Source organism: Streptomyces sp. NPDC005761 (assembly GCF_040630635.1).
Taxonomy (GTDB): domain Bacteria; phylum Actinomycetota; class Actinomycetes; order Streptomycetales; family Streptomycetaceae; genus Streptomyces.
The window spans coordinates 1-17,549 of the sequence record NZ_JBEXXX010000073.1; the positions used below are offsets into that span (position 1 = coordinate 1).

Sequence of the window (17,549 nt, forward strand, 5' to 3'; positions counted from 1 at the left end):
GGCGCCGCAGCCGCCGGCGGCGCCCGGCCCCGCCGCCCCCCCCCCCCCCCGCCGCGCGGCGGCATCCGCTCATCGTGCAGAGCGAGGTGGTGGCCTCCGGCGGCGGGGGCCGGGCGTCACCGTGCAGTTCTTCCGGACGCCCCACCGCCCGGACGTCACGCCCCCAGCACCGGGTAGTCCGTGTAGCCGCGGTGGTCGCCCCCGTAGAAGGTGGCGTTGTCCGGGGTGTTGTAGGGGCCGCCCGCGCGCAGCCGCTCGGGCAGGTCCGGGTTGGCCAGGAACAGCACTCCGTACGAGACGATGTCGGCCACGCCCTGCTCGATCAGGGCGAGTGCGTCCGGTCCGGTCGCCCCCTCGCTCGCCGGGTTGAGGACGAGCGTTCCGTTGAACTGCTTGCGCAGGGACTCGGTCAGCGCCCGGTCGTCGGCCGCTCCCTCGACGAGGTGCAGATAGGCGAGCCCGAGCGGCTCGATCGCCTGCACCAGCGCGCTGTACGTGGCCTCGGGCGCGGGCTCGTCGATGTCGTTGTACCGGTTGCCGGGCGAGAGGCGGATCGCGGTGCGGGCGGCCCCGATCTCGGCGACGACGGCGCGCACCGTCTCCAGGGCGAAGCGGATCCTGCCCTCCACGGAGCCGCCCCACTCGTCCGTGCGCCGGTTGGAGTTGGGCGCCAGGAACTGGTGGATCAGGTATCCGTTGGCACCGTGCAGCTCCACACCGTCGAAGCCGGCGTCCACGGCGGCCCGTGCCGCGGCCGCGAAGTCGGCGATCGTCGCCCGGACCTCGGTGTCGGTGATCTCGCGCGGGGTGACGAAGTCCCTCGGGCCCACGTGGGTGTGGACCTGTCCGGTGGCGGCGACGGCGGAGGCGCCGACGGGGGTGAGTCCGTCGGGCAGCAGGACCGGGTGGCCGATCCGGCCGGTGTGCATGATCTGCGCGAATATCCTGCCGCCCCTGTCGTGCACGGCGTCGGTGACCTTGCGCCAGGCGGCGATCTGCTCGTCGCTGTGCAGCCCCGGGGTGCTGGGATAGCCCTGGCCCACGACCGACGGCTGGATGCCCTCGGTGATGACGAGGCCCGCCGAGGCGCGCTGGGCGTAGTACTCGGCCGTCAGCTGCGTCGGCACCCCGCCCTCGGCCGCCCGGCTCCGCGTCATCGGTGCCAGCGCGATGCGGTTGGCGAGCCGGGTGCCGGCCAGGTCGAGCGAGTCGAATGCGGTGGTCATGAGAAGCCCCCAGGGCAAAGACATGTGGTCGGCCGACCAAATTATGTGGTCGGCCAAGTATCTGCGACGCGTGCCACTGTAGCGTATTACTTGGCCGACCAAGGTAAAGTTGGCGAGAAGCCGCATCCGACAGCCGCGGAGCCACCCCGCACCACCGAGGAGCCCCCGATGACCTCCGATCCCGCCTGTACCGAGCTGCCCAGCGCCGCCCGCGGTGGCCCGGTCAGCCACGCCGTGTCACGGGTCGCCCGGCTCCACCGGATCGCGGCGGGCAAGCTGCTCAAGGGGGCGGGCCTCTACCCGGGCCAGGAGTTCCTGATGATGTTCCTCTGGGACGCGGGGGCGGTCCGGCAGTCCGAGGTGATCAAGGCGGTCGACCTCGACCCCTCCACCGTCACCAAGATGCTCCAGCGTCTGGAGCAGTCCGGACACGTCCGCCGCAGCCCCGACCCGGCCGACCGCAGGGCCGTCCTGGTCGAGGCCACCGACAACAGCTGCGCGCTGCTCTCCGAGGTGGAACGGGCCTGGACGGATCTGGAGGAGCACACCCTCGCGGGCCTGGACGCGGGGGAACGCAAGGAGCTGGCCAGGCTCCTCGCCAGGGTCGAGGAGAACCTCTGCCGGGAGACGGCGGACTGCCCGGAGAACCGCTGACGTCCTCAGCCCGCGATCACGTCGAGCGCACGGTCCACATCGGCCTCGGCGTTGTAGAGGTGGAAGGCCGCCCGCAGGTTGCCGGCCCGGTTGGACACCATCACCCCGGCCCGCCCCAGATCCGGCGCCCGGTGACCGAGCCCCGGCACCCCGACGACGGCCGTCGGGGCCGGCACGGCCTCGTGCCCCAGCCCGGCCAGTCCGTCGCGGAAGCGGGCCGCGAGCCCGGTGGCGTGGTCATGGACCGCGTCGATACCGATCTCGTTCAGCAGCGCGAGCGAGTGTTCGGCGCCGTGGTACGAGAGGAAAGCGGGCGGCTCGTCGTAGCGGCGGGCATCGGGGGCGAGCTTCGCGACCGGCCCGTAGGTGCTGGCCCACGGGTCCTCGGCGGCGACCCAGCCGGCGAGGACCGGCGGCAGGGCGTGCTGCGCCTCCTCGGTGACGGTGAGGAACGACGCGCCCCGCGGGCAGAGCAGGAACTTGTAGCCACCTGCGACCGTGTAGTCGTACGCCCCGGCATCGAGCGGAAGCCAGCCCGCGGACTGGGTGGCGTCCAGCAGCGTACGAGCCCCGTGGGCGGCGGCCGCGGCCCGCACCGCGTCCAGGTCGGCGAGCCGGCCGTCGGCGGACTGCACGGAGGAGAAGGCGACGAGCGCCGTCCCGGGGCGCACCTCGTCCGCCAGCTCCGCCAGCGGGACGTACCGCACCCGCAGGTCCCCGCGCACCGCGAACGGGGTGACCACCGAACTGAACTCCCCCTCGGGGACCAGCACTTCCGCCCCCGCGGGCAGTGAGCAGGCGATCAGACCGACGTGGACGGTGACCGAGCTGCCGACCGCGACCCGGCCGGCCCCGACACCGGCGATCCGCGCGAAACCCTCGCGGGCCCGGTCCACCGCTTCGAAGTCGCCCGCCCCGGTCCTGCGCCCGGTGGTGTTCTCCTCGGCGAGCGCCCTCACGGCATCGACCGTGCGCCGGGGCAGCAGCCCGCACGAGGAGGTGTTGAGGTAGGCGGTCTCCGGCGCGAATTCGGCGGCCACCGCACGGCTGAGCGAAGAGATCATCATGGGCCCAGCCTGAAGGCCCCTTAACTCATAGTCAATCGTCAAGAGTTAAGGGGAGGCCCCAAGCGATGCTTATGTGTGCAGGCGGGCTCAGGCGGTGCCACCGGCCTGCGGAACCTCGCACGCCCCGTCGGCGTCGCAGGCTGCCGCGTCCCCGCCGATCGCGGTCAGCGGGCGGTCCTTCCATGCCTGCTCCAGCGCCTGGGCGAAGACCTCTGCGGGCTGACCGCCGGAAATGCCGTAACGCCGGTCGAGCACGAAGAACGGCACCGCGTTGGCTCCCAGTTCGGACGCCTCCCGCTCATCGGCCCGCACCTCGTCCGCGTACGCCTGCGGATCGGCCAGCACCGCGCGCGCCTCGTCCACGTCGAGACCTGCCTCGACGGCCAGCTGGACCAGCACCTCGTCGTCGTAGACGGAACGCTCCTCGGCGAAGTTCGCCCGGTAGGCCAGGCTCAGCAGCTCGTCCTGACGGCCGCGGGCCTTCGCCAGGTGCAGCAGCCGGTGGATGTCGAAGGTGCTGCCGTGGTCACGGCCCTCGGTGCGGTAGCCGAGTCCCTCGGCCTGGGCGTTGGCCGCGACGTTCGCCTCCATGGAGCGCGCTTCCTCGCGGGTACGCCCGTACTTCTGCGCCAGCATGTCGATGACCTGCGCGGTGTCGCCCTTGGCGCGCCCGGGGTCGAGCTCGAAGGAGCGGTGGACCACCTCGACCTCGTCGCGGTGGGCGAACCCCGCCAGGCCCTTCTCGAACCGGGCCTTGCCGATGTAGCACCACGGGCAGGCGATGTCGCTCCAGATCTCGACGCGCATGACTCTTCTTCTCTCCAAGCTCTCGTGCGACTGCTCCCGCAGCACGGAGGGACCCTCCGCTCAGGGGGGAACGCGCGTCGGGGTGCCGGCCATTCCCGGTCCGGACGCCTCGCCGGAGCAGCGGTCCGGCCACGGGAAGGTTCGCTTCACCGGGCTGAGCAGCGGTCCGGCTACAGGAAGGTTCGGTTCATCGGTCTGGGCAGCGGCTCCAGCGCGCCGGCCTCGCGGAGGCGCACGTAGGCGTCCACGACGGCATCGATGTCCCCGGGCGGCGCGATGTCGAGGAGCGTGCCCGCCCCGCGCAGCTCCGGGCGGGCCACTCCCACCCCTGCGGGGGCCAGCGCCGCTCGCCCCGGTGAGAGGTAGCCGAGCCGGCCGACGCTCACGTGGGAGAGCGTGTAGTCGAAGCCGGCCCGGTCCTCCAGGGCGTCGAGCAGTTCGTCGTCCGTCGCGTCACCGGTGTCCGGCTGCCAGATGTCCACGATCAGCGCGAGGAGCGCGGCTTCGGGAACCTCGGCTCCGTCGGGGGAGACGACCGCCAGCACGACGGCCTGGGTGACGTACTCCGACTCACCGCCGCCGCGGCCGGAGACACCGATCTCCCAGCCGGGCCCGCCCCGGCTCACCAGGCTCAGGCCTGCCCCGCCCGAGGTCCGCGGCGAGTCGTGGTCGGCCTGCAGCGCGGCCGCCAGCTCCGCCTCGTCGGGCCGGAGCTCCGTGGGACGGCCCGAGGTCTGGTACCGGGTCCAGGTCCACGGCTGTCCCGCCTGCCCGCGGGAGGCCGCCGGAAGCAGTGCGGGGAGCGCGTCCAGCATCGCCTTCCAGCGTCCCGCGAGCTCCCGGGGCGTCTCCTTCCGGGGCCCCCAGAAGACCCGCACCACACATCGCATGACCGCCTCCACTGTCGTGAGCCGCCGCGGATCCCGCCCAGCGACGCGCCGCGGGGTCAGCCCGCCTGGCGACGGTACTGCCCGGGGGCCACTCCGTACTCCCGCTTGAACGCCTTAGCGAAGGCGAACTCCGACGCGTAGCCGGTCCGTTGGGCGACGGAACGCAGGGGCGCGTCATCGGCCCGCAGCAGCCGGCCCGCCGTCGTCATCCGCCACCAGGTCAGATAGGACAGCGGCGGTTCACCGACCAGGGTGGTGAACCGCCGGGCGAAGGCGGCGCGGGAGAGACCGCCCAGGACCCCGAGTTCTCCGACGGTCCAGGAGCGGGCCGGGTCGTCGTGGACGGCCGTCAGGGCGGCCGAGACCGCCGGGTCGGCCAGGGCCGCCGACCAGCCCGCCGGGCGCCCGTCCGGAGGGGGCGACGCCCCCTCTCCCAGCCACCAGGTGCGCAGGATGTACAGCAGCAGCGTGTCGAGCAGTGCGGGCACCAGGGCGTCGGAGCCCGGCATCGGCGTCCGGAGCTCGCCGCCGAGCAGGTCGATCGCCGCGCGCAGTGCGGGATGCGCGCCGGCCCCGGCCGGAAGGTGGACGACGTCGGGCAGATGCGAGAGCAGTGGATGCACGCGTGCCCGGTTCAGCTGATAGGCACCGCACAGCAGTTGCGTGACCGGAGCCGGAGCGTCGGGGGGCGGCTCGTCGACGGGTGTCGGCCAGGTGCCGTCCGGGCCCGGGAAGACGTCGGACAGGGGCGTGCCGGGGTCGTCGGCCAGCGCGTGTCCGCGGCCGTGGGCCAGGAACACCACATCGCCGACGCCCAGCCGCACCGCGGGCGCCTCGCCGGGAGGCATCAGCCAGGCCGACCCCTGGAGCACCACGTGGAATCCGGCCCCCTCGGATGCGGGGAAGCGCATGCCCCAGGGGGCGTACTTGTTACGGCGGGACGAATGCGGCCGGCCCGCCCGCACAGCCGTGATCACGTCGCTGAGGACATCCATGCCGCCAGAGTATCCACGTGCGCGGCGGCGGAAGACGATCGGGCATGAAAGGGCGCTTCTGAGATATGGATCGTCTCGGAAGACCTTCGTACGGTGATGTTCATGACCGAGAAGAACTCATCAACACCCCTCACCACCAAGGCTGTTCTCTTCCACACCACCGGAGACCCGGACGTCCTCACCGTCGAGGAGGTACCGCTGCCCCCGCCCGGCCCGGGCGAGGTTCTCGTCCGGGTGGAGGCGCTGGGACTCAACCGGGCCGAGGCGCTCTTCCGCGCGGGCACGTACTTCTACCGGGCGACTCTGCCCGCCTCCCGCAACGGTTACGAGGCGGCCGGAGTCGTCGAGGCGGTCGGTGCGGGGGTGGACGAACCGGCACCCGGCGACCACGTGATGGTCGCAACCGCCGAGGACCTGAGCGGCCACGGGCTCTACGCCGAGCGCGTGGTGGTACCGGCCGGGCAAGTGCTCCCCCGTCCGGCGGGCGTGGACTCGGTGAGCGCGGCGGCCGCCTGGCTGACGTACTCCACCGCCTACGGAGCGCTGCTGGAGAAGGGCGGTCTGCGCGCCGGCGACCATGTGGTGATCACCGGGGCGTCGAGCGGGGTCGGCACGGCGGCTCTTCAGGTGGCCCGGCGGATCGGGGCGATCCCGATCGCCACCACCCGTACCGCGGCGAAGAAGCGGCAGCTGCTCGACGCGGGGGCCGCCCATGTCGTCACGACGGACAGCGAGGACGTGGTGAAGGAGGTCGGACGCATCACCGGTGGCAAGGGCGCCGAGGTGATCTTCGACGCGATCGGCGGGCCGGGACTCGCCGCGCTGGGCGGGGCGGCGGCGCACGACGGGACGCTGATCGTGTACGGATGGCTGGACGGGCGGCCGACCGTGCTGCCGATGAACTGGCCGCTGACCGTGATCGGTTACAACAACCTCGACCTGACGAACGATCCGGCCGTCCGTCGTCGCGCCGCCCACTTCATCGGTTCCGGACTCCGCAGCGGGGCGCTGGCTCCGGTCGTGGGAGCGACCTTCGACGGGCTGGAAAGGATGCCGGACGCGCACCGGCTGATGGAGTCCAACACCCACACCGGCAAGATCGTGGTGACGGTCCGGCACTGAATCGGCGCACGGTGGGCGGTGCGCCGGCGCAGACACCGGACCGGTCGGCCCGGCGGCCCCCGGTCGTCGCTCCGGCACGAGCGGCATGAGCAGCCCTTCCGCCGCCCGGAACACCACGGCCGAAGGCGCTCAGGCCGGGAGCGTCTCCCCTGCCCGGAAGGCGCGCACCGTGACCGAACCGGCCGGTCCGGCGCCCCGTACGAGATGCGCCTGCCCGGCCCCGCCCACCACCGCGCGGCCATCGCTCTCCACGGTGAGCAGCGTGCTCTCGTCGAGGGCGACGCCGCGGGACGCGTCGCCGCGTGCGACGGCGGCGACCAGGCGGGCGAGCGTCCCCCACTGGGCGGCGTGCACCTCGACGGTGTGCGGGAGGAGCCCGAGTCCGTCGCGGAGCTCGATCTCTTCGAGGTCCTCCGCGGCGTCGTCGGGACACACCGGCACGCCACGGTCCAGCCAACCGCCGACCAGGGCCCGTCGCGCGGCGACGGCGGCGCCCGCGGAGAAGCCCGCGAACGGCAGCGGGCGTTCGGTGATCGCCCGCGCCACCACGGCCGCCACCGGGCCGAGCGCGTCCTGATAGGCGGGCGTCAGTCCGCCGCCGATCAGGAGCCCGTCGAGACCGGCAAGCGCCCCGGGCTCGAACACCGAACCCACGGGCACGAGCAGCGGCACCGGCCTGCACTGCGGCGCCACCCGGCGGAGCACGGCGTCGTAACGCGCGAACTGCTCGTCGCCGTCCCCCTCGTCGATGAGCAGACACCCCACCACACCGCCCCGCCCCACCTCGGCCAGGAACGGCCCGTACAGGAGCGGCGCGACGTCCTCGTCCCAGCCGCCTCCGATCAGATGCACAGCCATGACGTTTCTCTCCCTGCGATTCGGCAGCCGACCGACGGCAGAGTCTCACGGGTCGCGGCGTACGAGCAGGGAATTTCCGGCGGCGGACGGATGGCGGGGGCCCGTTTGCTCCACGGGCGGAGACACGCTCGGCGGGCGGTGCGGGTCACGGCCCCACGCGCCGATGCCCCGCCCTCCGTGGCCGGAGGGCGGGGCATCGGGGCGGGTGGTCGGGTCAGCTGCCGTCGCGCAGGTCCGCGAGGCCCGTCGGGCGGAACTCGATGCGGTCGAAGGAGACCTCGCAGCCGTCGCCCGTGGGCGACTGGGCGAGGAAGCCGATGGACGCGGTGGCGGCCCGGTCCGGCTCGCCCAGGGCGAAGACGCGGACGAAGGTCCACTTTTCTCCGTCGGGCGAGGCGTGGCAGGCGAAGGCGTTGCCGACACGGCTCAGGCGCAGAAAGTAGGTGTCGCCCTCCACGACGAAGGAGTTGGCGTCGTCGGAGTGGCCGCGGGTGACGACCGTGCAGATGGTGGGGCGGTCCGGGGAGAGCTCCAGACAGATCTTGGCCCACTCCCGGTCGCCGACGTGGAGGTAGAGGACCCCCGCGTCGAAGGCCGCGGCGAAGCCGACGCGCACCCGGGCGATCAGCTGGAAGTCGCCCGCCGGGGCGGGGCCCAGCAGCCGGGGAGCGTCGCTCACCGATGCGAGGCCCTCGCCGTCCGGCGGCACGAAGCGGTCCTGGCGGGCACCGGCGCGACCGGTGAGGACGCCGTCCGCGTAGTTCCAGCCCGCGGTGGGTCCGAACGGCTCCAGGCCGAAGGGCAGTTCGGGAAGGGTCAGGGTCATGCGGGGCGTCCGTTCACGCGGCGGGGCAGGCCCTGCGGGTTGTCCTCGCGCAGCTCGGGCGGGAGCAGCGCGTCGGGGGTGGTCTGGTAGCTGACCGGGCGCAGCCAGCGCTCGATCGCGGTGGCGCCGACCGAGGTGGAGGTGGAGGTGGTGGCCGGGTAGGGGCCGCCGTGGTGCTGGGCGGGCGCGACGGCGACGCCGGTCGGCCAGCCGTTGACCAGCACGCGCCCGGCGAGCGGGGTGAGCGCGGCGAGCAGCGCGGCGGCGCTGTCGTCGGCCTCCTCGGTGGCGATCTGGAGCGTCGCGGTGAGGTTGCCCGGCAGCCGGGACAGGACCGCGGTGATCTCGTCCTCGGAGGTGTAGCGGGCGACGACGGTGACGGGGCCGAAGCACTCCTCCAGGAGCGCGTCGTGCGGTCCCTCGGTGGCGAGCAGCTGCGCCGGCACGGTCAGGAAACCGGCCGCGACGGTGTGATCACCGCCGGCTCCCGGGGTCACCGGGGCCTCCACGTCCGGGAGTGCGGCGCGCTCGCTCACTCCGGCGAGGAAGGCTTCGCGCATGCGGTGGTCGAGCAGGACTCCGGCCTCGGCGTCGCTGACCGCCCCGGTGAGGGACTTCAGCAGCCGGTCGCCGCTCTCGCCCGCGGGGGCGAGGACGAAGCCGGGCTTGGTGCAGAACTGCCCCGCGCCCATGGTCATCGAGCCCGCGAGCCCCGCGCCGATCTGCTCGCCGCGCTCGGCGGCGGCCGCCTCGGTGATGACCACGGGGTTGAGGGAGCCGAGCTCGCCGTGGAAGGGGATGGGGACCGGTCGCGCGGCCGCCGCGTCGAAGAGGGCGCGGCCGCCGCGGATGGAGCCGGTGAAGCCGGCGGCGCTGACGAGGGGGTGCCTGACCAGCTCGACGCCGGCCTCGAAGCCGTGCACCAGGGTGACGACGTCCTTGGGCAGCCCGTGCTGCGCCGCGGCCCGGCGCAGGATCGAGGCGCACAGTTCGGAGGTCGCGGGGTGGTCGGGGTGTGCCTTGACCACCACCGGGCAGCCGGCCGCGAGGGCGCTGGCGGTGTCGCCGCCGGGCACGGAGAAGGCGAGCGGGAAGTTGCTGGCGGCGTAGACGGCGACGACACCGAGCGGGATCTTGTAACGCCGCAGGTCGGGCCAGGGCGGGGTGCGGGTGGCATCCTCGTGGTCGATGTGGATGTCGAGGTACGCGCCCTCGTCCACGACCTCCGCGAAGGCACGCAACTGGGCTGCGGTGCGGGCGAGTTCGCCGGTCAGCCGGGCCGGGCCGAGGGCCGTCTCGGCGTCGGCGGCCTCGATGACGTGCTCGCCCGCCCCGGCGAGCAGATCGGCCGCGGTGCGCAGGAACGCGGCGCGCACGGCGCGGTCCGCGAGAGAGGCCCGGACGGCGTGCGCGGCCCGGACCACGCGGTCGACCTCCTCCGCTGTAGCCTCCACCGCAACCTGCTCACGCGGGTTCCCGGTGCGGGGGTCGACGCTCCAGACTGGTGCTGCTGCCACCGTGTTTCCTTCCGCTCCACTGCCACACATCAGAAGTTGTTCGGTATTCTGAACAGAGTTCCTGATCGTGAATATGAAGCGACTCTATTTCCGGGCGTTCGGTGTTGGCAAGAAGTCGCAGGGTTTCCTAAGTGGGCTGGAAGGGGCGTAGGGCGATGTCGGTTGCCGAGTCTGGTGGGGCACAGGTCAAGTCCGCGGTACGGACGGTGGAGTTGCTGGAGTACTTCGCCGGGCGGCCGGGCATGCACTCCCTCGCCGCGGTGCAGGAGGCCGTCGGCTACCCGAAGTCCAGCCTCTACATGCTGCTGCGCACGCTGGTCGAGCTCGGCTGGGTGGAGACGGACGCGACCGGGACGCGGTACGGGATCGGTGTGCGCGCACTGCTGGTCGGCACCTCGTACATCGACGGCGACGAGGTGGTCGCGGCCGCCCGCCCCACGCTGGACCGGCTCTCCGACGACACCACGGAGACCATCCACCTCGCCCGGCTCGACGGGACGAACGTGGTCTACCTCGCCACCCGCCAGTCCCAGCACTATCTGCGCCCCTTCACCCGCGTCGGCCGTCGGCTGCCCGCGCACTCGACCTCGCTCGGCAAGGCACTGCTCGCCACGCACAGCGACGAGCAGGTCCGCAAGATGCTGCCCGAGACGCTGCCCGCGCTGACGGAGCACACCCTGACCGACCGGGAGAAGCTCATCGAGGAGCTGCACCTGATCCGGGAACAGGGCTACGCGGTGGACCGCGAGGAGAACACCCTGGGGCTGCGCTGCTTCGGCGTCGCGGTCCCGTACCGCACCCCGGCCCGCGACGCCATCAGCTGCTCGGTGCCGGTCGCCCGGCTCACCCCGGCGCACGAGCAGATGGTCAAGGACGCGCTGTTCGACGCGCGCGACCGGCTGACCCTCGCCACTCGCAGGCTCTGACCGTGGGCGTCTCGCTGCGCGAGGTGCGCGACACCGACCTGCCGTTGTTCTTCGCCTGGATGTCCGAGCCCGAATCGGTCCGCACGGCCGCGTTCACCAGCGAGGACCCCGGCGACCGGCATGCGTTCGACGCGCACTGGGCGCGCATCCTCGCGGATCCGTCGGTCGTCATGCGCACGGTGCTCTCGGACGGCGCGGTGGTCGGCAGTGCCGGGGTGTACGGGGCGCCGGACGACCGGCAGGTCACGTACTGGATCGACCGGGAGCGCTGGGGCCGCGGTCTGGCCACGGCCGCTCTCGGCGCACTGCTCGGCGTCGTGACGGAACGCCCGCTGTACGCACGCGCGGCGGCCGACAACACGGGCTCACGCCGGGTGCTGGAGAAGTGCGGATTCGCCGTGACGGGCGAGGACCACGGCTATGCGAACGCGCGCGGCAAGGAGACGGACGAGCTGCTGTTCACCCTGCCCGGGTGACTACCGCCGCCCCGCCCCACGCGGCAGGCCGGCCGGCCCGCCGCGTAATCCGCCATGACCATCGGGGCCTCGAACACCACTCCGATAACATGCTCGAATTCATGGCGATTGACCTCATCGTCCACACCGCACCGGCGAACCACGCCATCCGGCGCGACAAATGACCCATGTCGCGACGTACTCCACCAGCATCTAACAAATCGGCCAAACTCTTGATACCTATAGCATCGCGGGTGTTTTCGCGAATAACCAACGGAATCACGCCCGGTACCTGGCGTCGGCCGAAGACTGCGTTGTGGGCGACGGCGGGGGTGGTGGGCCTCGGATTCCTCGTCGCTCTCGAAATCGCCGCGCGTCACTACGGGCTGCCGGGGCCGATCGCCAGCCAGGCGCGAGAGGTGATATTCGCCCCCGCCTCGGGGTTCCTGCTGTACGCCAGCATGGGCCTGATGATGGTGGTACTCACCTGGCGGCAGCGGTTCATCGCGATGGGGACCGCGATCGGTATCGACCTCGTCATCCTGCTGGTGCGCTGGGTGGCCGACGCGCCGGTGACCCACGGACATCCCTTCGGCAACGGCGCGCTGTGGGTGATCCTGGGGTGCGCGGTCATCGCCGTCACCCGCCGCACCGGCCCGGAACGACTCCTGCTGCTCAAGGGTGTCGGTCTGGGGCTGCTGCTGGTGACCGGCCGCAAGACCGGCGATACCTGGCTGCTCATCACGTCGAAGACCCGCCCGCTGGTGCTCGACCAGTACGTGGCGACCGCCGACCACGCGCTGGGCAACCCCTCGTGGCTGGTGGGCCGCCTGGTCAGGGCCACCGGCTCGTTCGGCGAGGTCTTCCTCGACTCCGTCTATACGCAGCTCGCGGTCGCCGCGGTCGTCGTCGCCCTGTACCAGCTGCGCAACGTAGCGGCCGAACGCCGCTTCCCGGCCCACCATCTGGTGCGCACCTTCCTGGTCATCGGCCTCCTCGGGCCGGCCATCTACATGATCTACCCGGTGGTCGGACCGGTCTTCGCCTACGGCGCCGACGGCGGGCACTGGGCCGCCGCCGATCTGTGGCCCGACACGCTGCCGCCGCGCAGCGGCCCGCAGCACATGCCGTTCGACGACTTCACCCCGCGCAACTGCATGCCCAGCCTGCACACGGCATGGGCCACCACGATCTTCATCCATTCCCGCAAGGGCCCCCGGTTCCTGCGGGCCGCGGGCACGTTCTGGCTGATCGCCACACTCGCCGCGACGCTGGGCTTCGGCTACCACTACGGCATCGACATCATCACCGGCGTGATATTCACCGTCACGATCGAGACGGCCCTGCGCTCACTCGAACGCGGCTGGGACCGGTCCGGAGCCCAGCTGGTCGCCTACGGCGCCACGGTCTTCGCCGCGATCCTGGTGACCGCCCGCTGTCTGCCGACGCAGATGGCCGCCCATCCGTGGCTGTTCGGCCCCCTGCTCATCATGGCCACGGCCTCGGTGATCTACGCCTATGTACGGACCACCAGGCAGTGGGACCCGAAGCCCGCACCGGTGCGGCAGGCCGAACTGCAGCCCGAACTGGTCTGATCCGCTGGGGCGATCCGTCTCCGCCGGACGGCGGAGACGGATCGTTGCCGGGCAGGACGTGCCCGGACCGGCCGCGCGGCAGCGTGGGTGCCATGACACCGACCTCTCCGCCACCCGCTCCCGCACCGGAAGCCGCCGCCCCGGCCACCGACCGCCTCCGCACCGCGCTGCGCACCGTCGCGATCGCCTCCTGCCTGCCCTACATCGCCCTCAAGGCCGCCTGGATCTCGGGCAGTCACCTCGGCATCCCGGCCGGCAGCTCGCTCCTCGACCACCACGCCACGATGGCGGTCGCGAACGGCGCGTCGGTCCTGATGGACAGCGCGGTCGTCGTCATCGCCCTGCTGCTCACCCAGGCCTGGGGCCGGCGCGTGCCCGCCTGGCTGCTCGCCCTGCCGATGTGGGTGGCCACCGGCCTGCTGCTGCCGATCATGACCGGCTATCCGCTCCAGCTGCTGGTCCAGGCCCTGGGCGGGAAGACCGTCAACAAGGGGGACGTGGGCCGCCCGTTCCTGGACGAGTGGGTCTTCGGCGTCGTCTACACCGGCTTCATCATCCAGGGGCTGGCGCTGGGCACCCTGTTCGCGCTGTACGCCAGGGACCGCTGGGGCCACCTCTGGCAGGGCACGCTGCGGGAACTGCCGGACGGCCCCACCGCTCCCGCGCTGCGGGCCGGCGCCGTCGCCGCCTCGCTGATCGCCCTGGTGCCCGGCACTCTGCACCTGCTCTGGGCCGCCGGCTCGACGGCCGGCCTCAACGAGGGCAGGATCCAGGAACGCACCAGCGGCTCCGCGGTACTCGAAGCGGTCTTCGCCCTCTTCGTCGTCGTCACCGCCGCCGGAATCCTGCTTCTCGCCTTCCGTCGCGACTCCGCGCTGCCGCTGCGGGTTCCTCTCGCCCTGGCCTGGGGCGGCTCCGCGGCGACAGCCTGCTGGGGCGGCTGGATGAGCATCGCGTCGCTGAGCGACATCGACGACATCGCCGATCAGCCCACGGCCACCATGGTGCTGATCTACGCTGTCCAGATGCTGGTCGGAACGCTGGTGATGACGCTGGGCGCGTACTTCCTGGCGGAGCGCTCGGCCGCGATCCGGCCCGCGAGCCCCGGGGCGTGAGACCGCTGCTCGGCCGGCGGGCCCGGCAGCGCTGGCTGCACCTGATCATCGGCGGCGCTCTGCTGATGCCGTACTTCCTGGTCGGCACGGTGATCGTCGGCTCGTACCGCCCGGAAGCCGATGTCTTCACCTCGCCGGCCAACCAGCTGATGGCGTTCGCCTACGCCCTGCCGATGGCCACGGTCACCGCACTCCTCCCACTCGCGCGTCCGCTCTCCGCAGCTGCCGCCCGCGCTCTGTGCGGTCTGCCACCGGACCGGCCGCTCGCCGACGGGCCCGCCAGAACCCGCCAGGCCAGGGTCCGTTCGGCGGCCTGGTTCACCCTGCACGTGGGGCTCGGCGGTGTCATCAGCGGCATGACGCTGGCGCTGGTCCCCTTCGCCGTGGCGGTCATGGGGCTGCCGTTCTTCGCGGCCCTGCGGGATTCTTCCGCGATGGGCGTGCCCGAGGCCCTGGACCGGGCATGGGTCCTGGCCCTGGCGCCCTTCGCCGGCATCGCGATGCTGGTGGCCCTGTCCGGCTGCGCGGCGGCGGCCGGGGCGCTGCTGGCGAACCGGGCTCCGGTGCTGCTGGGTCCGACCCCGCACGACCGGCTGGCCGCCGCCGAACGCCGTGCGGCCGAGCTGGCGGTCCGCAACCGGCTGGCCCGCGAACTGCACGACTCGGTCGGCCACGCGCTCAGTGCCGTCACGCTCCAGGCGGGTGCCGCCCGCAGGGTCCTGGACAGCGATCCCGAGTTCGTCCGGGCCGCGCTGACCGCCATCGAGGAGACGACCCGGCGCACCGTGGGCGAACTCGACACCGTGCTGGGGCTGTTGCGCAAGGACGACGACGGGGCGCGGGGTCTGCCGTCCGGCCCGGGCCTCGACGCGCTGGACGGGCTGCTCGCGCGCTGCGGGCTGCCCGTCGCCCACACCGCCGAAGGCGATCCGGGCGCCGTCCCCGGGACGGTGTCCCGCGAGGCGTACCGCATCGTGCAGGAGGGACTGAGCAACGCACTGCGACACGGCGGGCGCGGGGAACCGGTGCGGCTGCGGGTCTCGGTGGGCGCCGGGGAGCTGAGGATCGTCCTGGACAGTCCGCTGCCGGAACGGCCGGCCCCGGTGCGACCCGGCGGCGGCCGCGGGCTGCTCGGCATCGCCGAACGGGCCTTACTGCTCGGCGGCCGCACCGGGGCCGGAGAACACGAGGGCCGCTGGCGGCTCACCGCCCGCCTCCCCCTCCACACCCCCGCACAGGAGCAGCGATGAGCACACCGGTCCGCATCGTCCTCGCCGACGACGAACACATGGTCCGCACCGCGCTGCGGGTCATCCTGGACGCCGAGACCGGGCTGGAGGTCGTGGGCGAGGCGTCGACGGGGGCGGAGGCCGTCTCCGTGGTGCGCGAGCTGCGCCCCGATGTGGTGCTGATGGATGTGCGGATGCCGGAGATCGACGGGATACGGGCGACGGAGCAGATCCTGGCCACGCTCGACCCGGCCCCGCGCATCGTCGTCGTCACCACCTTCGAACACGACTCCTACGTGTACGACGCGCTGCGCGCCGGAGCGGCCGGCTTCCTGCTCAAGCGGGCGGCGGCCGAGGACCTGGTGCAGGCGGTACGGCTGGTCGCCCGCAGCGACACGCTGCTCTTCCCCTCCGCGGTCCGGGGCCTGGCGGTGGCGTACGGGAAGCGGCAGCCGTCCGCCGCGCCGCCCTGGGCGGCCAGGCTCACCGACCGGGAGGCGGACGTGCTGCGGCTGATGGCGAGCGGGCTCACCAACGCGGAGATCGCTGCCCGGCTGCGGGTGGGCCCGGCAACGGCGAAGAGCCATGTGGCGGCCGTCCTGGCGAAGACGGGCACCCGCGACCGCACCCAGGCGGTCATCGCCGCTTACGAGTCGGGGTTCATCACGCCCGGCTGACCCGGTGGGCACGGCGGCATTCATGAGGAATGGGTGAGAAGCGGCACAGACGGGAACGGAGCGCGGCCTCCCGCTCGTCCCTCCAGCGGGATGAACAAGACGATCAGGCGCGCCTCGGTCTTCTCCCTGCTGCTGGTCCTCGCCCTCCTGGGGCGGGCGACCTGGGTGCAGGCGTACCAGGCCCGGGCGCTCGCAGACGACGACCGCAACCGGCGGAACACCATCGCGCAGTACGCGCAGCCGCTCGGCGACATCATCGTGGCCGGCTCCCCGGTCACCGGATCCAGGAGAACGGAGGGCGGCGATCTCGCGTACAAGCGCACCTACAAGGAGGGCGGCCTCTACGCGGCCGTCACCGGTTACGGCTCGCAGGCCTACGGCTCCACCCAGCTCGAAGGGATCTACGGCGATGTGCTGGACGGCACCGACACCCGGCTGAAGAATCCGCTGGACGCGCTGACCGGCAGGCAGAGCGCACCGGGCGACGTACTGACGACGATCGACCCGGAGGTCCAGAAGGCGGCGTCCGAGGCGCTCGGTGACGACAAGGGCGCGGCCGTCGCGATCGACCCGAAGAGCGGGCAGATCCTGGGGATGGTCTCCTCCCCGTCCTACGACCCCTCCGACATCAGCGGGACGACGGACGGCGACGCCTGGCGCAAGCTCCTCGCCGACCCGGACAAGCCGCTGGTCAACCGCGCGCTGCGGCAGCCGCTGGCGCCGGGTTCGACCTTCAAGCTGGTGGTGGCTGCGGCCGCGCTGGAGAACGGGCTGTACAGCTCGGTCGACGAGGCCACGAAGAGCCCCGTCCCGTACACGCTGCCCGGGACCAGCACCGTCCTGAGGAACGAGAGCGCCACCGCACCCTGTGAGAACGCGACGCTGCGCGTGGCGCTCCAGTACTCCTGCAACAACGTCTTCGGCAAGGTCGCCGCCGATCTGGGCCAGGAGAAGGTGCGGGCGATGGCGGAGAAGTTCGGCTTCAACACCGAGAAACTCGACGTGCCGGTCCGGGCGTCGAAGAGCATCTACCCCTCCGGCATGGACAAGGCGCAGACGGCACTGAGCGGCATCGGCCAGTTCGAGGTCACCGCGACGCCGCTCCAGATCGCCATGGTCTCCGCGACCCTCGCCAACGACGGCGAGCTGGCCGCACCGCACATGGTCTCCGAGGTCACGGACGCGGACGGAGGCACGCTGGAGGACTTCGAGGACGGTGACATGAAGCGGGTCGTGTCCTCGTCCACGGCCCAGCAGCTGCGCAGCGCGATGGTGACCGTCGTGGAGGAGGGCACCGGCACCAACGCCCGGATCGACGGGGCCGAGGTGGGCGGCAAGACGGGCACCGCGGAGAACGGTGTGGACAACAGCAACACCCCGTACGCGTGGTTCACCTCGTACGCGAAGGACGACGCCGACGGCCAGGAGGTCGCGGTCGCCGTGATCGTGGAGGACGCGGGTTCGGCGGCTTCGGAGGTCAGCGGCAACGGTCTCGCGGCCCCGATCGCCCAGAAGATGATGAAAGCCGCGCTCCAGCGGTAACCGGGACACGACGAACGTCCCGGCACCCCGATTCGGGGTGCCGGGACG

Annotated in this window: 17 protein-coding genes; 9 read left to right on the plus strand and 8 right to left on the minus strand. The window is 72.4% G+C overall.

Features of this window, described 5'->3' with window-relative positions:
* Window positions 1-155: 155 nt before the first annotated feature.
* On the minus strand, window positions 156-1,226 hold the full coding sequence (locus ABZ434_RS34905; protein ID WP_359145724.1) for an alkene reductase: 1,071 nt from the start codon (window positions 1,224-1,226) through the stop codon (window positions 156-158).
* Between the two features lie 168 nt (window positions 1,227-1,394).
* Between ABZ434_RS34905 and ABZ434_RS34910 the strand changes: the two genes are divergently transcribed.
* Entirely contained in the window at window positions 1,395-1,880 is a 486-nt protein-coding gene (locus ABZ434_RS34910; RefSeq protein WP_359145727.1) for a MarR family winged helix-turn-helix transcriptional regulator, read from the plus strand.
* Window positions 1,881-1,885: 5 nt separating this feature from the next.
* Here ABZ434_RS34910 and ABZ434_RS34915 read toward each other — a convergent pair whose 3' ends face one another.
* The 4 genes from ABZ434_RS34915 to ABZ434_RS34930 form a co-directional block, all read right to left on the minus strand.
* Window positions 1,886-2,947 carry an aminotransferase class V-fold PLP-dependent enzyme gene (locus ABZ434_RS34915; protein WP_359145730.1) on the minus strand — a complete coding sequence of 354 codons (1,062 nt, stop codon included), beginning with the start codon at window positions 2,945-2,947 and terminating at the stop codon, window positions 1,886-1,888.
* A gap of 87 nt (window positions 2,948-3,034) precedes the next feature.
* Window positions 3,035-3,754, minus strand: a complete 720-nt coding sequence (locus ABZ434_RS34920; protein WP_359145733.1) for a DsbA family oxidoreductase — start codon at window positions 3,752-3,754, stop codon at window positions 3,035-3,037.
* A gap of 170 nt (window positions 3,755-3,924) precedes the next feature.
* Complete coding sequence (locus ABZ434_RS34925) at window positions 3,925-4,644, minus strand: hypothetical protein (protein WP_359145736.1); 720 nt, start codon at window positions 4,642-4,644, stop codon at window positions 3,925-3,927.
* Window positions 4,645-4,700: 56 nt separating this feature from the next.
* On the minus strand, window positions 4,701-5,639 hold the full coding sequence (locus ABZ434_RS34930) for an AraC family transcriptional regulator (RefSeq protein ID WP_359145739.1): 939 nt from the start codon (window positions 5,637-5,639) through the stop codon (window positions 4,701-4,703).
* A gap of 102 nt (window positions 5,640-5,741) precedes the next feature.
* Here ABZ434_RS34930 and ABZ434_RS34935 point away from each other — a divergent pair, with 102 nt between their 5' ends.
* Entirely contained in the window at window positions 5,742-6,761 is a 1,020-nt protein-coding gene (locus ABZ434_RS34935) for a zinc-dependent alcohol dehydrogenase family protein (RefSeq protein ID WP_359145742.1), read from the plus strand.
* A 129-nt stretch (window positions 6,762-6,890) separates the two neighbouring features.
* Here ABZ434_RS34935 and ABZ434_RS34940 read toward each other — a convergent pair whose 3' ends face one another.
* The 3 genes from ABZ434_RS34940 to ABZ434_RS34950 all read right to left on the minus strand — a co-directional run bounded on the left by ABZ434_RS34940 (window position 6,891) and on the right by ABZ434_RS34950 (window position 9,962).
* Window positions 6,891-7,619, minus strand: a complete 729-nt coding sequence (locus tag ABZ434_RS34940) for a hypothetical protein (RefSeq protein WP_359145745.1) — start codon at window positions 7,617-7,619, stop codon at window positions 6,891-6,893.
* Window positions 7,620-7,833: 214 nt separating this feature from the next.
* The gene (locus ABZ434_RS34945; RefSeq protein ID WP_359145748.1) at window positions 7,834-8,445 is read right to left on the minus strand and encodes a DUF1349 domain-containing protein; all 612 of its coding nucleotides are present in this window, start codon (window positions 8,443-8,445) and stop codon (window positions 7,834-7,836) included.
* On the minus strand, window positions 8,442-9,962 hold the full coding sequence (locus tag ABZ434_RS34950; RefSeq protein ID WP_359145751.1) for an aldehyde dehydrogenase (NADP(+)): 1,521 nt from the start codon (window positions 9,960-9,962) through the stop codon (window positions 8,442-8,444). The genes ABZ434_RS34945 and ABZ434_RS34950 overlap by 4 nt, the downstream gene beginning before the upstream one ends.
* A 155-nt stretch (window positions 9,963-10,117) precedes the next feature.
* Here ABZ434_RS34950 and ABZ434_RS34955 point away from each other — a divergent pair, with 155 nt between their 5' ends.
* The 7 genes from ABZ434_RS34955 to ABZ434_RS34985 all read left to right on the plus strand — a co-directional run bounded on the left by ABZ434_RS34955 (window position 10,118) and on the right by ABZ434_RS34985 (window position 17,501).
* Entirely contained in the window at window positions 10,118-10,888 is a 771-nt protein-coding gene (locus ABZ434_RS34955) for an IclR family transcriptional regulator (protein ID WP_219569419.1), read from the plus strand.
* A 2-nt stretch (window positions 10,889-10,890) separates the two neighbouring features.
* Window positions 10,891-11,364 carry a GNAT family N-acetyltransferase gene (locus ABZ434_RS34960; RefSeq protein ID WP_359145754.1) on the plus strand — a complete coding sequence of 158 codons (474 nt, stop codon included), beginning with the start codon at window positions 10,891-10,893 and terminating at the stop codon, window positions 11,362-11,364.
* 311 nt (window positions 11,365-11,675) lie between these two features.
* Window positions 11,676-12,938 (plus strand): phosphatase PAP2 family protein, encoded by a 1,263-nt coding sequence (locus tag ABZ434_RS34965; RefSeq protein WP_359145768.1) that lies wholly within the window; start codon window positions 11,676-11,678, stop codon window positions 12,936-12,938.
* Window positions 12,939-13,030: 92 nt separating this feature from the next.
* Window positions 13,031-14,053, plus strand: a complete 1,023-nt coding sequence (locus tag ABZ434_RS34970) for a hypothetical protein (RefSeq protein ID WP_359145757.1) — start codon at window positions 13,031-13,033, stop codon at window positions 14,051-14,053.
* Entirely contained in the window at window positions 14,050-15,303 is a 1,254-nt protein-coding gene (locus ABZ434_RS34975; RefSeq protein ID WP_359145759.1) for a histidine kinase, read from the plus strand. The genes ABZ434_RS34970 and ABZ434_RS34975 overlap by 4 nt, the downstream gene beginning before the upstream one ends.
* Complete coding sequence (locus tag ABZ434_RS34980) at window positions 15,300-15,959, plus strand: response regulator transcription factor (RefSeq protein WP_359145762.1); 660 nt, start codon at window positions 15,300-15,302, stop codon at window positions 15,957-15,959. Before ABZ434_RS34975 ends, ABZ434_RS34980 begins: the two co-directional genes overlap by 4 nt.
* A gap of 90 nt (window positions 15,960-16,049) precedes the next feature.
* On the plus strand, window positions 16,050-17,501 hold the full coding sequence (locus ABZ434_RS34985; protein WP_359145765.1) for a penicillin-binding protein 2: 1,452 nt from the start codon (window positions 16,050-16,052) through the stop codon (window positions 17,499-17,501).
* Window positions 17,502-17,549 lie beyond the last annotated feature (48 nt).

Coding starts and splice junctions, on each gene's coding strand:
- ABZ434_RS34905 (WP_359145724.1), bottom strand. CDS start 1,226: ATGACCACCGCATTCGACTCGCTCGACCTGGCCGGCACCCGGCTCGCC.
- ABZ434_RS34910 (WP_359145727.1), top strand. CDS start 1,395: ATGACCTCCGATCCCGCCTGTACCGAGCTGCCCAGCGCCGCCCGCGGT.
- ABZ434_RS34915 (WP_359145730.1), bottom strand. CDS start 2,947: ATGATGATCTCTTCGCTCAGCCGTGCGGTGGCCGCCGAATTCGCGCCG.
- ABZ434_RS34920 (WP_359145733.1), bottom strand. CDS start 3,754: ATGCGCGTCGAGATCTGGAGCGACATCGCCTGCCCGTGGTGCTACATC.
- ABZ434_RS34925 (WP_359145736.1), bottom strand. CDS start 4,644: ATGCGATGTGTGGTGCGGGTCTTCTGGGGGCCCCGGAAGGAGACGCCC.
- ABZ434_RS34930 (WP_359145739.1), bottom strand. CDS start 5,639: ATGGATGTCCTCAGCGACGTGATCACGGCTGTGCGGGCGGGCCGGCCG.
- ABZ434_RS34935 (WP_359145742.1), top strand. CDS start 5,742: ATGACCGAGAAGAACTCATCAACACCCCTCACCACCAAGGCTGTTCTC.
- ABZ434_RS34940 (WP_359145745.1), bottom strand. CDS start 7,619: ATGGCTGTGCATCTGATCGGAGGCGGCTGGGACGAGGACGTCGCGCCG.
- ABZ434_RS34945 (WP_359145748.1), bottom strand. CDS start 8,445: ATGACCCTGACCCTTCCCGAACTGCCCTTCGGCCTGGAGCCGTTCGGA.
- ABZ434_RS34955 (WP_219569419.1), top strand. CDS start 10,118: ATGTCGGTTGCCGAGTCTGGTGGGGCACAGGTCAAGTCCGCGGTACGG.
- ABZ434_RS34970 (WP_359145757.1), top strand. CDS start 13,031: ATGACACCGACCTCTCCGCCACCCGCTCCCGCACCGGAAGCCGCCGCC.
- ABZ434_RS34980 (WP_359145762.1), top strand. CDS start 15,300: ATGAGCACACCGGTCCGCATCGTCCTCGCCGACGACGAACACATGGTC.
- ABZ434_RS34985 (WP_359145765.1), top strand. CDS start 16,050: ATGAACAAGACGATCAGGCGCGCCTCGGTCTTCTCCCTGCTGCTGGTC.